Raw genomic sequence first — 13,068 nt, 5'->3', positions numbered from 1 at the left:
CCCGTCCGCTCTGTGACCCGCGTCACGGGTGATCGTCGTCCGCAGATAGGGTTGCGGACATGCGGAGAGCCAAGATCGTGTGCACCCTCGGACCTGCCGTCGCGACCCCCGAGAGGATCCTCGCTCTCGTCGAGGCGGGCATGGACATCGCCCGACTGAACCTTTCCCACGGGGAGCACGCGGACCACTACGAGCGCTACATGGACGTCCGGCGGGCCAGCGACGAGACCGGCCACGCCGTGGGCATCCTCGCCGACCTGCAGGGTCCCAAGATCCGCACCGGCCGCTTCTCCGGCGGCCCGGTCCAGGTCGCGACCGGTGACGTCTTCACCATCACCATCGATGAGGTCGATGGCAACGCCGAGCGCGTCGGCACGACCTACAAGGGTCTGCCCGGCGACGTGCGCCCGGGCGACCGCATCCTCATCGACGACGGGAAGGTCGCCCTCGTGGCGACCGAGGTGACGGACACCGACGTCATCACCAGCGTCGTCGAGGGCGGGACGATCTCGGACAACAAGGGCATCAACCTGCCCGGCGTCGCCGTGAGCGTGCCCGCCCTCTCCGACAAGGACAAGGACGACCTGCGCTGGGCGCTGGAGTCGGGTGTCGACATGGTCGCGCTCTCCTTCGTCCGCAGCGCCGACGACCTCCAGGACGTCCACGCGATCATGGACGAGGTGGGCCGCCGCGTGCCCGTCATCGCCAAGATCGAGAAGCCGCAGGCCGTGGACAACCTCCAGAGCATCGTCGACGCGTTCGACGGCATCATGGTGGCCCGCGGCGACCTCGGCGTGGAGTTGCCGCTCGAGGAGGTGCCGCTCGTCCAGAAGCGCGCCGTGGAGCTCGCGCGCGCCCAGGCCAAGCCGGTCATCGTCGCGACGCAGGTGCTCGAGTCGATGATCGAGAACTCCCGACCGACGCGCGCCGAGGCCTCCGACGCCGCGAACGCCGTCCTCGACGGCGCCGATGCACTGATGCTCTCGGGCGAGACGAGCGTCGGCAAGCACCCCATCGAGGCGGTCCGCACGATGGCGCGGATCATCTCGACGACGGAGCTGCACGGCATCGACCGCATCCCCGAGATGGACTCGGCGCCGCAGACCAAGGGTGGCGCGGTCACGTGGGCGGCCGCGGAGATCGGCAAGTTGCTCGGCGTGAAGTACCTGATCACCTTCACCCAGTCGGGTGACTCGTCCCGCCGGATGTCGCGCGTCCGCACGCACATCCCCATGCTTGCCTTCACGACGCAGCAGGACACCCGTTCGCGGCTGGCCCTCACCTGGGGCATCGAGACGTTCCTCGTGCCGCCGGTGAGCCACACGGACCAGATGGCGATGCAGGTCGACGAGTTGCTCCTGTCGGCTGGCCGGGTGACCGAGGGCGACCTCGTCGTCATCGTGGCGGGGTCACCGCCCGGCATCCCCGGCTCGACGAACGCGTTGCGGGTCCACCGGATCGGCGACGCCAAGAACCGGGTCGCGCCGGCCTACGGGGAACTCCGCTGACGCGGGACCGCCCATCGTCCTGTGATCACCTCGCAGGTATGCTGTCCGCGCACCCGGCCGGGGTGGTGGAATGGCAGACACGGAGCACTCAAAATGCTTTGCCCGCAAGGGCGTGCGGGTTCAAGTCCCGCCCTCGGCACGTCCGCCGGTCATGTCCGGCACTAATCGACGATCAGCTGCAAGGACACACATGACCTCGAGCGAAGCCCCCGAGTCCGGCCGTAAGCGCATCGTCGTGGCCGAGGACGAGGCGCTGATCCGCCTCGACCTGGCCGAGATGCTCGAGGACCACGGCTACGAGGTCGTCGGGCAGGCATCCGACGGTGAGCAGGCGGTCGCGATGGCGACGAGCCTCTCGCCCGACCTCGTCATCATGGACGTGAAGATGCCGGTCATGGACGGTCTCACCGCGGCCGAGCAGATCGGCAGCCAGCGGCTGTGCCCGGTCGTCATGCTCACGGCCTTCAGTCAGACCGAGCTCGTCGAGCGTGCGCGCGACGCCGGCGTCATGGCCTACATCGTCAAGCCCTTCACCGCGGCCGACGTCACCCCGGCCATCGACATCGCCCTGTCGCGGTGGTCCGAGGTCCAGGCGCTCGAGGCCGAGGTTGCGGACCTCGGTGAGCGGCTGGAGACGCGCAAGGCCGTCGAGCGCGCCAAGGGTGTACTCATGAAGAAGCTCAAGATCACCGAGGCCGAGGCGTTCCGGTGGATCCAGAAGACGGCCATGGACCGGCGTCTGGGCATGAAGGAGGTCGCTGACGCGGTTGTCGCGGGGATGGAGAAGGCCTGACCTCGACGGTCAGCCCAGCATCACCACGAGCTGCGTGAGCAGCGGCGCGACGAGCAACGCCGGGAGCAGGTCTCCCACGGGCACGTCGCGGATCCGCAGCAGTCGGAAGGAGATTCCGACGAGCAGGAGGCCCCCGGTGGCCGTGAGCGCACTGATGTGCGCGGCCGGCAGGAACGACCCGAGCGCGACACCGAGCAGCGTCAGCGCACCCTGGACGACGCCGACGGACAGCGCTGAGAGCAGCACCCCGACGCCGAAGGACGCCGCGAAGGCGATGGCGGCGAAGCCGTCGAGGACGGACTTGAGGGTGAGCTGCTCGATGCCGGTGCCGAGACCATCGGACAGTGACCCCAGGACCGTCAGCGGTCCGACGCAGAAGAGCAGCGTGGCCGTGAGCCACCCCTCGACGAAACGCTCCCTGGCGGCGTGGTGATCGCCCGACCCGTCAGCGGGCACACGTCCTCGCGCCAAACGGCGCTGGAGGGACCCCGCGAGCGACTCGAGTCGGGGCTCGATGCGCAGTAGGGAGCCGGAGATGCCGCCGATGATGACGGAGCCGAGGACGATCAGCACGGCTCCGGAACCGACGGCGTCGGTCAGTGCCGTGTCAGTGACGGCGAGCGCCGAGAGGCCCGCCATGAGCAGGGTCGACAGGCCGAGGGCGTCGGTGACGACGGAACGCGTGCGGTCCGGCAGCCGGTGGCCGAAGGCCATGCCCAGCAGCGACCCGATGATGACGGTGACGACATTGAGGACCGTGCCGGCACCGGTGAAGTCCAGGCCCACCTGATCAGGCGCCGGGCGGGGTGTCGCGCAGCAGGCAGGTGATCCGGGACGTGCACAGGCGCTGACCCTCGTCGTCGGTGATGACGATGTCGTAGGTCGCGACGCTGCGGCCGCCGGAGATCCGGGTGGCCACGCCCGTCACGTGACCCGTGCGCGCGGCGCGGTGGTGGGTCGCGTTGATGTCGAGCCCGACGGCGATCCGACCTTCGCCCGCGGTCAGGGCCGCGCCGACGGAGCCGAGCGTCTCGGCGAGGACGACGCTCGCGCCGCCGTGCAGCATCCCGTAGGGCTGGGTGTTGCCCTCGACGGGCATGCGGCCGACGAGGCGCTCCGGGGTGACCTCGGTCAGTTCGATGCCCATGGTCTCCGCCAGGGCGCCGCGGTTGGCGTTGACGCTGGTGAGGAAGTCGGTCTGCGTGCTCATGCTTCTCCATCGAGGGTGTCGTCCGGCGGGGGTGGCCGGTGGCCAGTCTGCCGTGCGGAGTGCATCGCCGTCGGACCGGGGTCATAGGCTGGCGACCGTGAGCCGACTTCTGCTGCTGGATGGACATTCCCTCGCCTACCGGGCCTTCTTCGCACTCCCCGCGGAGAACTTCTCGACGTCGACGGGGCAGCACACCAACGCGGTCTACGGCTTCACTGCCATGCTGATCAACGTGCTCCGCGACGAGGAGCCCACGCACGTTGCGGTGGCCTTCGACGTCTCGCGGCAGACCTTCCGCACCGAGGAGTACGCGGACTACAAGGCGGGACGCTCGGCCACGCCGAACGAGTTCAAGGGCCAGATCGCCCTCCTCCAGGAAGTGCTCGACGCCCTCCAGATCACCCACGTCTCGCTCGACGGCTATGAGGCCGACGACATCCTCGCCACGCTGACGACGCGCGGCCGCGAGGCCGGCATGGACGTGCTCATCTGCTCGGGTGACCGGGACGCGCTGCAGCTCGTCTCCGACACGACGACCGTGCTGTATCCCAAGAAGGGCGTCTCGGACCTCGCCCGGATGACGCCGGCGGCGGTCGAGGAGAAGTACGGGGTGCCCCCGGAGCGCTACAGCGACCTCGCGGCGCTCGTGGGCGAGCAGAGCGACAACCTGCCAGGGGTGCCGGGCGTCGGCCCGAAGACGGCTGCGAAGTGGATCACCGCCTTCGGGGACCTCACCGGGATCGTCGCCGGCGTGGACCAGATCACGGGGAAGGCGGGGGAGAGTTTGCGCCAGCACCTCGACCAGGTGCTGCGCAACCGCCGGCTCAACGCGCTCGTGCGCGACCTCGAGTTGCCCGTGGGGCTCGAGGACCTCGAGCGCCGCTCGTGGGACCGCGAGCGGGTGCACACCCTCTTCGACAGCCTCGAGTTCCGGGTGCTGCGCGACCGCCTCTTCCAGACGTTCGACACCGACGAGAGCGAGGCCACGGGCGGCATCGAGGTGGACGGCGCCGTCCTCGGCACGGACGAGGTGGCCGGGTGGCTCGACGAGCACGCCGGTGTCGGCAGCACCGTGGGGCTGCACGTCGTCGGTTCGTGGGGGCGTGGCACGGGTGACGTCTCCGGTCTGGCGATCGCCTCGTCCGACGGTCCCGCCGCCTTCGTCGACGTCACGACGTTGGGGCCCGACGCCGAGGGGGCGGTCGCCACCTGGCTCGCCGACCCGGAGCGACGCAAGGTGCTGCACGACGTCAAGGGGCCTCTGCACGCGCTCGGCGCGCGGGGGTGGGACCTGCAGGGCGTGGCCACCGACACCATCCTCGCCGCGTACATCGTCAAGCCGGACCAGCGCTCCTACGACCTGGCCGATCTCGTCGTGCGCAATCTCGGGCACGAGTTGCGCGCCGAGGCGGCCGCGACGGGTCAGGACACCCTGGACTTCGCCGCGGATGACGACGCCGAGAGCGGGGAGGCCATGGTCCGGGCACGGGCCGTGCTCGAGCTGGCCGAGGTCCTCGACGGGCAGGTCGAGGCCGCCGGCGGGACGGCGCTCCTGCGGGACGTCGAGTTGCCCGTCGCGCGCGTGCTGGCCGCCATGGAGCGCGTCGGCATCGCCGTCGACGAGGAGCAGCTCGTCGGCCTCGAGGCCGACTTCGCAGCGAAGGTCGCCGCGGCGCAGCAGGACGCGTGGGACGCGATCGGCGGTGAGCAGATCAACCTCGGCTCCCCGAAGCAGCTCCAGGTCGTCCTCTTCGAGACGCTGGGCATGCCCAAGACGAAGCGCACGAAGACGGGTTACACGACCGACGCGGACGCGCTGGCGGACCTCTTCGCCAAGACCGAGCACCCCTTCCTCGAGGCGCTGCTGCGCCACCGTGACGCCACCCGGCTGCGGGTCACCGTCGAGGGGCTCCAGCGCTCGGTGGCCGACGACGGCCGGATCCACACGACCTACCAGCAGACGATCGCCGCGACGGGCCGCCTCTCGTCGACCGACCCCAACCTCCAGAACATCCCGATCCGCACCGAGGAGGGCCGACGCATCCGCGAGGTCTTCGTCGTCGGGGACGGCTTCGAGACGCTCGTGTCCGCGGACTACAGCCAGATCGAGATGCGGATCATGGCCCACCTCTCCGGGGACGAGGGCCTCATCGAGGCCTTCCGCACGGGGGAGGACCTGCACCGCTTCGTCGGTGCCCGCGTCTTCGGCGTCGAGCCGCAGGACGTCACGCCGGCGATGCGCTCCAAGGTCAAGGCGATGTCCTACGGCTTGGCGTACGGGTTGTCCGCCTTCGGCCTGTCCCGGCAGCTGTCGATCCCGACCGACGAGGCGAAGGGGCTCATGGACGAGTACTTCGAGCGGTTCGGCGGGGTGCGTGATTACCTGCGCGAGATCGTCGACCGGGCCCGCGCGACGGGCTACACCGAGACCATGCTCGGACGCCGGCGGTACCTGCCCGACCTCGGCAGCACGAACCGTCAACGCCGCGAGATGGCCGAGCGGATGGCGCTCAACGCGCCCATCCAGGGCAGCGCCGCCGACGTCATGAAGGTCGCCATGCTCAAGGTCGACGAGGCACTGCGCACGTCCGGTGCGTCGTCCCGGACGCTGCTCCAGGTGCACGACGAACTCGTCGTCGAGGTGGCGCCGGGGGAGCGCGACATGGTCGAGGAGTTGCTCCGCCGCGAGATGGGTGCGGCGGTCGAGATGGACGTGCCGCTCGACGTCAGTGTCGGTGCGGGTCGGTCGTGGCACGAGGCCGCACACTGACGGACCCGCCGACGGCCGTGGCGACCAGTGAGGTGGCAAGGAAGGTCGTCGCGACCTCGCCGACGCTGTCGTGACGCCACAGGACGACGACGACGGTGGCCAGCAGGACCGCGGCCCAGACCAGGTGCGCGACGAGGTGCCGCCCGCGGGCGGCACCCCAGAAGACGAGCACCTGTGCCAGCGCCCAACTGCCACCGAGCATCGTGAAGACCGGAACGAGACCGGCCAGGTGGGTGTAGGACGGGCCGCCGACGACACGGATCAGCGGCTCGCTCAGAAGTGCCGAGGCTGCCACGCCCACGATGACGATGCCGGTCGTCGCCGTGAGGGCGACGATCAGGGGGCGCCGGCCCTTGGCGCGTGACATGTGGGGATACAGCACGGTGGCGATGAAGGCGGGCCCCCAGAAGGAGGCCTTCGCAAAGAGACTGAGGACGGCATAGGCGCCGGAGTCCTCGCCGCCGAGCACGTGCCGGGCCACGGGGGTGTCGATCGTCGACGCGACGAGCAGGGCCGAGGTGCCGGCCATTCCGGCGAGCACCCGGCGGACCTGCGTGGTCACGTCGGCATGGAGCATCCGGCCCAGATGCGTTCGCACGAGCAGGAGCACCCCCGCCGCGAGAATCCACGAGGCGGCGGCAGTGAGGGCCATCACGCCGTTGACCCCCCAGCCGAGCGACGCGGCGAGCGCGCCCCCCGTCGTGCGGGCAGCCGAGGCGAGGGCGTAGACGACGCCGAGCGCGACGAACCGCTCGGCACCCTGGAGGCTGCCCTGGACAGCCGCGGTCAGGCACGTCGGCAGCATCGAGGCGGCGACCAGCAGGACCGGCAGGGAGCTCTCGAGGTGGAGCACCGCCGAAATCGCGGGACTGAGGAGCGCCACGACGACCGTGACGACGAGACCGACGAGGGTGCCGGTCCGCAGCGCCGTGGCGTGTCCGTCCGGACGCCCCAGGGCCACGCGCCACGCGCTCACCAGCTGGGTCGACAGCGCGGCCACTCCGGCGATGATGACGAGATTGAGCAGCGAGGCCACCGCACCCAGGGCGTCGGCGTCGAGTTCACGGTTGAGAACGAGGAAGAGGCCGTAGCCGAGGACGTTGGCCACGAGCGTCCCCGCGCCCACGGCGCTGGCTCCCAGACCCGTCCGAGCGCGCGGCACGACCGCGGGCTCGGTCACGGCAGGGGGCAGCGCCGGCCCGGGATCGTCAGTTCTCATCCAGCGCTACATTAGTACCCGCAGGTAGCCCCGACGATGGAGTGATGTGAAGAGCACCGAGTCCCGCTCGCTACGGCAGCGCGCGGTTCAGGTGCCCATGGAGCGCCTCGTTCTGGCCGCCTTCACCGTCGTCATGGCGGTCATCGTCTTCGGGAACGACGCCGGCGTCTTCACTCCGGACACCAAGCCGGAGATGTTCCTCAACCCCGTCGACACGATGCGGGGATTCGCCTCGGCGTGGCTCGACACGCCGAACCTGGGCGCGAGCAACTACAACGCCGGAGTCGCCCCGGTCACCGCGCTGTTCGCCGCCTTCGACGTGGTGGGCCTGCCCGCCTGGGTGACGATGCGACTCTGGCGCCTGGGCCTCATCCTGCTGGCTGCCTTCGGCGCCCGGCTCGTCGTGCGCCACCTGCTGCGCCGCGACAGCGACACGCCCGGACTCGCCGTCGCGGGCGTGGCCGGGGCCATCGCCTACGCGGTCAACCCCTACGTCGTCGTCGGCGGCGGCACGACGCCGACGATGCTGCCCTATGCGCTGCTCCCCTGGCTGGTGCTGTGCTGGTTCCGCGGCTTCCGCGCGCCCTCGTGGCGGTGGGCGGCAGCCTCGGCACTGGTGCTCGCGGCCATGAGCGGGATCAACGCCGGGGTCGTGCCGTTGATGCAGTTGCTCGTGCTCGTGCCCGTCGTGGTCCACGCCGTCCTGATCGAGGGGCATCGTTTCCTCACCGTGGCCGGCGTCGTGCTCCGAACGGGAGCGATCTACGCGCTGCTCTCGGCCTACTGGCTCGTGCCCGCGCTCGCGGCGCTGGGCCTCGGGACGTCGATCGCGGAGTCCACCGAGTCGACGGCCGCGATCAACACGGCGAACTCGTTCACGGAGGTCCTGCGCGGTCTGGGGATGTGGACGCTCTACGGCGCCGACGGCAACGGCTCCTTCGACCCCGGCCGCCTGTCCTACGTCACCGGCCCGGTCGTCATTCTGCTGACGTTCGGTGGGCCCGTTCTCGCCGGGCTCGGGGTGCGCCTGTCGCGCTCGCCAGCGCGACTCTTCGGGGCGACCGCGGTCCTCAGCGGCGCGCTCATCATGGTCGGCACCTTCCCGAACTCGGGCACCAGCGCCTGGGGGTCGGCCATCGGCGCCGCCCTCGAGAGCGTGCCGGGGCTGATCGCCTTCCGGACGACGAACAAGGTCGGAGCCGTCCTCGAGTTGGGACTGGCCGTCCTCATCGCCCTGGCGGCGAGGGCCATCGTCCCCCGATTGAGCACGTCCGCGCAGCGGTGGGGCGCGGCGGCAGCGAGCTCTGCGGTCCTCGCGGGCTCCTTTGCGCCCGCCCTCAGCGGCGATCTCTTCTGGGTCCGGATGGACGTGCCCGACTACTGGCAGGAGGCGGCGGCGGACGTCAACGAGCGTGCCGATGAGAGCCGCGTGCTGATGGTCCCCGGGACGGGCGTGGCCGGGTACTCCTGGGGGTACGAAGGTCCGGACGAGATCGGCCCCTCCCTCTTCCACCGCCCCTTCGTCTTCCGGAGCGCCTGGCCGTCCGGGGGTCGGTACTCGGCGACCCTTCTCGCCGGCGTGGACCGGAGGCTCCAGCAGGGCACCCTTCCCGCCGGCACCCTGTCCGCCCTCGCGGACTACATCGGAGCCGGCGACGTCGTGGCCCGGTACGACACCGACGGGTCCGACATCGACGGGGGCGCGCGCGTCGAGGCCCAACTCGACGACGACACCGGACTGGGACCGGCGCGCGAATACGGCCCGGCGAAGGTCGCCCACGGCGCGTCGGCCCCGGCCGTCGTGCGCCCGGTCACGGGCATGGACCGGACGACGTCGGTCGCCGTCCGGTCGCCGGGTGGCTCCCTGCTCGTCGACGGTGCGGGCACCTCGCTGGCGTCCCTGCAGTCGGCCGGTCTGCTGCAGAGTCGTCCAGCACTGCTCCTGGCCGGTTCGCTCGACGACGAGCAGCTCGCGGAAGCCGTGCGCGACGAAGCGCGCGTCGTCCTCACGGACGGCAATGCGCGCCGGGAGTGGAGCAACACCAACCCCGCGGGGACGGGCCCGCTCGTCGGGGCGGCGGTCGACCCCGGTTCCTCCCGGGCACTCTTCTCGGCGGCCGATCAGACCGTCGCCCGGCTCCGGGGCAACGCCTCCGTGACCACCAGCGGGGACGGCATCCTCTTCGGGCCCTACGCGTTCGGCGACGTCAGCCAGGCCTTCGACGGGGACCGGACGACAGGATGGCGGTTCGGCAACTTCGGCTCCGGGGTGGGCAACGCGCTGACCCTCACTCCCCGGAGCCCGGTGCCGCTCGGGACGATCCAGCTGCACCCGATGCATGGGGAGTTCAACCGGATCACCGAGGTCGAGGTCACCGCCGTCGTCGACGGTGAGCCGCACACGCAGACCGTCGCCGTCACCCCGTGGAACTCCTTCCCGGTCGACGTCGAGGTCCCCACCGGTCCGGTGTCCCGCCTGACGATCGCCGTCAGGGGCGTCGAAGGGATCGGGAACGGCCCCGTCGGCTTTTCGGAGATCTCCGTCCCCGGCATCGAGATGGATCGTGTGGCGGCGTTGCCGACGCGCCTGATCCGTCGCCTACCGGCCGCGGCGGAGGCCGCCGGGGTAGCCCTCGTCGACGTGCCGATCGACGTCGCCCTGAGCAGGGAACGTGGCGAAACGTCCGGCTTCGGCGTCGAGGAGCCCGTGCTGGAGCGGGAGTTCGCCCTCCCGGACACGCGGCGCTACCGCGTCTCGGGGATGGTGCAGCTCGCGGACGGTGCGTCCGACGACGCCCTGGACGCGCTCGCCGGAGCGAACGACGACGTCGTCGCGACGTCGAGCTCGCGGGCCGGGAATGCGTCACGCAACCGCGCCTCCATGGCCCTCGACGACTCCGGTGGTGAGGCGAACCTCGAGACGGCGTGGCAGCCGGGCGGCCCGGTCGTGGGGGAGTGGATCGCCGTCGACTTCCCGAGCCGCCGACTGCGGGACTTCACTCTCACCCAGGCCGAGGGCGGCGGTCAGGCCGTGCGGGCACTGGTCTCCGTTGACGACGGCGAGCCCTTCGAGGTCGAACTCACGGCCGGCCGCAATCGCATCTCCCTGCCCACGGCGCAACGTGCCCACCGGGTGCGAGTGCTGCTGACGGAGAAGCAGGGCTGGGGACCGGTGCGGATCTCCGACCTCGGCCTGCCGCGGGTGACGTCGACCGACGCGCAGGCGGATGGTTGTGTCCCGGTCGCAACGATCGACGGCCAGCGCATCGAGGCCGACCTCGATGGGGACCACGCCGCGCTGCTGGACGGGGAGGCCGTGCCCTTCACCGCCTGCGGCCCGACCCCGACGATCGACCGGGGGGAGCACCGCGTGGCGGGCGTGGCGACCTTCGCCCTCAACGACCTCCATCTGTCGTCGGACGCGGAACCGCCGGTGCTCACGACGGCACCCGAATACGAGGTCCTGCGTCACGACGCGTCGTCGATGGACGTCCGACTGACGTCGGGCTGCTTCCCCTGCCTCGTCTCCTCGGGGCAGGCCCACGATGATCGGTGGACGGCGACGCTGGCTGGTCGGGACCTCGGCTCCCCCCTGGTCGTCGACGGCTTCGCTGCCGGGTGGCGCGTGGACGCGCGACCGGGCGAGATCGTCAGGATTGCCTTCGCGCCCGCCCGGACCGGCCGTGTCGCCTGGGCGATCAGCGGCGTCGCGCTGCTCGCCTGCCTCGGCCTCCTCCTCGTCGGCCCCCTGCGTCGTGTCCGGCGCCGACAGCCGTCCGCCCGAGACGCGGAGCGATCATGAGGTCCGCCCCGGCCCGCCGCACTGCGGCCGCACCCCGCCCGTCCTCGGTGTTCCTCGCCGCGTTGGCGGTGGTGGCCGTCTGGGCGACGGTGGGGCCGGCCCCCGCGGTCCTGATGGGTGGTTTGCTTCTCGCCCATTGGTGGGCCGGGCCGAAGCGACGACTGTTGTCGACGGCAGCCGTCGTCCTGGTGATCTCACTCCCGGTGCTGTGGTTTCTCGGCTCGTCGGTGCCTCTGACCCCACCGGCGACGCGGATCAGCGACAATCTCGTGGCCCACCAAGCCGGTGGGCTCGCCATCTGGACCCTGTTCCTGGCCGCCTGGGTCGAGGTCCGCTCCGGAGAAAGTGACGCCCCATGACCCCCATGGACCCTTCGCGCCTCTGGCTGGTCCGGCTCCTTCGGATCGGCGCGCTCGTCCTGCTCGGGATCGGCATCGCCCTGTGGGTGACGCCCGTCAATTCGCTCGGGGGCAACCTCATCCCCGTCGGCTGCGGATCACCCGCGACGCCGGAGACGGAGGAGTTGGTGACGTACTTCTGCAAGGAGCCGGTCAACGAGGCGCGCACCCGGGCCGTCGCCCTGGCCGCCGCCGCGGGTGGGCTCCTCCTGCTGAGCGAGGTGGGCGTGGCCCGCTGGGGACGGCGTGCCTGGCTCTCGGGCGTGGCCGTCGCGGCTCTCGCGGCGCTCCCCGTCGCGGCGCTGTCCATCGCCGCCTTGTTCACCACCGTCGGCGGGAGCGCCGCCGACGGCACCCTGATCCGCTGCGGCACCCCCATGGAGCCCGCCCGGGACAAGATCTCCACGATGGTGTGCGGGGACCTGGCCGGTCGACGCAAGGCCCTCGCGCTCTCGGGATTGGGCCTTGCGGCCGTGGCACTCGTGGGCGGTGGGTACGTGACGCGTGGGCGACCGGACGCCGACGATGACCGTCTCGACGGCGACAGCGACGGCGCACCGGCGGAGGCCGTCGTCGACCACGATGAATCGAAGGGACCCGAGGCATGAGTTTCGAGGACTACTACAAGGGGAACGTCACCTACATCTCGCGGATCGATCCCCGGCTGCGCAGGATCATCGAGATCGTCACGAGCAGGAGGCCGGAGTCACTCCTCGACATTGGGTGCGGACGCGGGTTCCTGTTGGAGAGGCTCGCGGATGCGGGTCTGACCGGCCTCGCGGGCATGGACGTCTACGACGACGTCGCCAGCGACCGGTTCGCGTACGAGCGCGGCGACGTGACGCGTCGCCTGCCGTTCGGGGACGCGTCCTTCGAGTGTGTCGTCGCCGGCGAGATCATCGAGCACGTCCCCGACCCCGACAGCTTTCTCCGCGAGATCCGCCGGGTCCTGCGACCGGGCGGCACCCTCGTCATCTCGACGCCGAACATGGTCTCCTGGGCCAACCGGGTTCTGGTCCCGCTGGGCGTGCAACCGCTGGGCACGGAGACGAGCAGCGAGATCGCCCTCGGTCGGCGGCATCGCGTCCTCGGCCAGGGGAATCAGGTCCAGGGCCACCTCAAGGTGTTCACCTACCGGGCGCTGACGGAGATCCTCGAGCGGTACGGATTCGAGGTCCGTGCGCGCGAGGGCGTCCCGGCCTTCTTCCCGAAGCCGATCGACCGCTTCGATCGTTTCGTCTCGCGGCACGCGCTGCCCGTCGCGTCCGGCCTCCTCTACGTCGCGACGGCGCCGGAGGGGGAGTGGCCCAGGCCTCCGGCAGGCCGCCGACACGAGGGATGTTGACGCCGCCGAGCTGCCCGGCGGCA

The 13,068-nt window shown here is 71.0% G+C and carries 10 protein-coding genes and 1 tRNA gene; 8 read left to right on the top strand and 3 right to left on the bottom strand.

Annotated elements, in window-relative coordinates; all coding sequences use genetic code 11:
* Positions 1 to 59: 59 nt before the first annotated feature.
* The 3 genes from pyk (at position 60) to ACQBAS_RS06865 (ending at position 2,301) form a co-directional block, all read left to right on the top strand.
* Positions 60 to 1,508 carry a pyruvate kinase gene (gene pyk, locus ACQBAS_RS06875; protein ID WP_427383074.1) on the top strand — a complete coding sequence of 483 codons (1,449 nt, stop codon included), beginning with the start codon at positions 60 to 62 and terminating at the stop codon, positions 1,506 to 1,508.
* 56 nt (positions 1,509 to 1,564) lie between these two features.
* Positions 1,565 to 1,647 (top strand) — tRNA-Leu (locus tag ACQBAS_RS06870).
* A gap of 51 nt (positions 1,648 to 1,698) precedes the next feature.
* On the top strand, positions 1,699 to 2,301 hold the full coding sequence (locus ACQBAS_RS06865) for an ANTAR domain-containing response regulator (protein WP_427383073.1): 603 nt from the start codon (positions 1,699 to 1,701) through the stop codon (positions 2,299 to 2,301).
* Positions 2,302 to 2,310: 9 nt separating this feature from the next.
* Here ACQBAS_RS06865 and ACQBAS_RS06860 read toward each other — a convergent pair whose 3' ends face one another.
* Positions 2,311 to 3,087 (bottom strand): DUF554 domain-containing protein, encoded by a 777-nt coding sequence (locus ACQBAS_RS06860; RefSeq protein WP_427383072.1) that lies wholly within the window; start codon positions 3,085 to 3,087, stop codon positions 2,311 to 2,313.
* 4 nt (positions 3,088 to 3,091) lie between these two features.
* Positions 3,092 to 3,511, bottom strand: coding sequence for a PaaI family thioesterase (locus ACQBAS_RS06855; RefSeq protein ID WP_427383071.1), 420 nt, complete (start codon positions 3,509 to 3,511; stop codon positions 3,092 to 3,094).
* 97 nt (positions 3,512 to 3,608) lie between these two features.
* Between ACQBAS_RS06855 and polA the strand changes: the two genes are divergently transcribed.
* Positions 3,609 to 6,281, top strand: coding sequence for a DNA polymerase I (gene polA, locus ACQBAS_RS06850; protein ID WP_427383070.1), 2,673 nt, complete (start codon positions 3,609 to 3,611; stop codon positions 6,279 to 6,281).
* Here the strand turns inward: polA and ACQBAS_RS06845 are convergent.
* Entirely contained in the window at positions 6,238 to 7,500 is a 1,263-nt protein-coding gene (locus ACQBAS_RS06845; protein ID WP_427383069.1) for a hypothetical protein, read from the bottom strand. The genes polA and ACQBAS_RS06845 overlap by 44 nt on opposite strands.
* A gap of 46 nt (positions 7,501 to 7,546) precedes the next feature.
* Between ACQBAS_RS06845 and ACQBAS_RS06840 the strand changes: the two genes are divergently transcribed.
* The 4 genes from ACQBAS_RS06840 to ACQBAS_RS06825 are packed head-to-tail and all read left to right on the top strand — an operon-like array spanning position 7,547 to position 13,045.
* The gene (locus ACQBAS_RS06840; protein WP_427383068.1) at positions 7,547 to 11,302 is read left to right on the top strand and encodes an alpha-(1->3)-arabinofuranosyltransferase domain-containing protein; all 3,756 of its coding nucleotides are present in this window, start codon (positions 7,547 to 7,549) and stop codon (positions 11,300 to 11,302) included.
* Positions 11,303 to 11,349: 47 nt separating this feature from the next.
* Entirely contained in the window at positions 11,350 to 11,661 is a 312-nt protein-coding gene (locus ACQBAS_RS06835) for a hypothetical protein (protein WP_427383067.1), read from the top strand.
* The gene (locus tag ACQBAS_RS06830) at positions 11,658 to 12,308 is read left to right on the top strand and encodes a hypothetical protein (protein ID WP_427383066.1); all 651 of its coding nucleotides are present in this window, start codon (positions 11,658 to 11,660) and stop codon (positions 12,306 to 12,308) included. The genes ACQBAS_RS06835 and ACQBAS_RS06830 overlap by 4 nt, the downstream gene beginning before the upstream one ends.
* Positions 12,305 to 13,045 (top strand): class I SAM-dependent methyltransferase, encoded by a 741-nt coding sequence (locus ACQBAS_RS06825; RefSeq protein WP_427383065.1) that lies wholly within the window; start codon positions 12,305 to 12,307, stop codon positions 13,043 to 13,045. The genes ACQBAS_RS06830 and ACQBAS_RS06825 overlap by 4 nt, the downstream gene beginning before the upstream one ends.
* Positions 13,046 to 13,068: the final 23 nt, after the last annotated feature.

Origin of the sequence: Janibacter zhaoxuefangae (assembly GCF_050271985.1) — a bacterium.
Classification (GTDB): Bacteria; Actinomycetota; Actinomycetes; order Actinomycetales; family Dermatophilaceae.
The sequence above is the reverse complement of the archived record's forward strand: the minus strand, read 5'-3'. Positions and strand labels throughout refer to the sequence as shown.

Excerpts from the sequence above, each read along its gene's own strand:
- pyk (WP_427383074.1), top strand. The coding sequence starts at position 60 with ATGCGGAGAGCCAAGATCGTGTGCACCCTCGGACCTGCCGTCGCGACC.
- ACQBAS_RS06865 (WP_427383073.1), top strand. The coding sequence starts at position 1,699 with ATGACCTCGAGCGAAGCCCCCGAGTCCGGCCGTAAGCGCATCGTCGTG.
- ACQBAS_RS06855 (WP_427383071.1), bottom strand. The coding sequence starts at position 3,511 with ATGAGCACGCAGACCGACTTCCTCACCAGCGTCAACGCCAACCGCGGC.
- ACQBAS_RS06845 (WP_427383069.1), bottom strand. The coding sequence starts at position 7,500 with ATGAGAACTGACGATCCCGGGCCGGCGCTGCCCCCTGCCGTGACCGAG.
- ACQBAS_RS06830 (WP_427383066.1), top strand. The coding sequence starts at position 11,658 with ATGACCCCCATGGACCCTTCGCGCCTCTGGCTGGTCCGGCTCCTTCGG.
- ACQBAS_RS06825 (WP_427383065.1), top strand. The coding sequence starts at position 12,305 with ATGAGTTTCGAGGACTACTACAAGGGGAACGTCACCTACATCTCGCGG.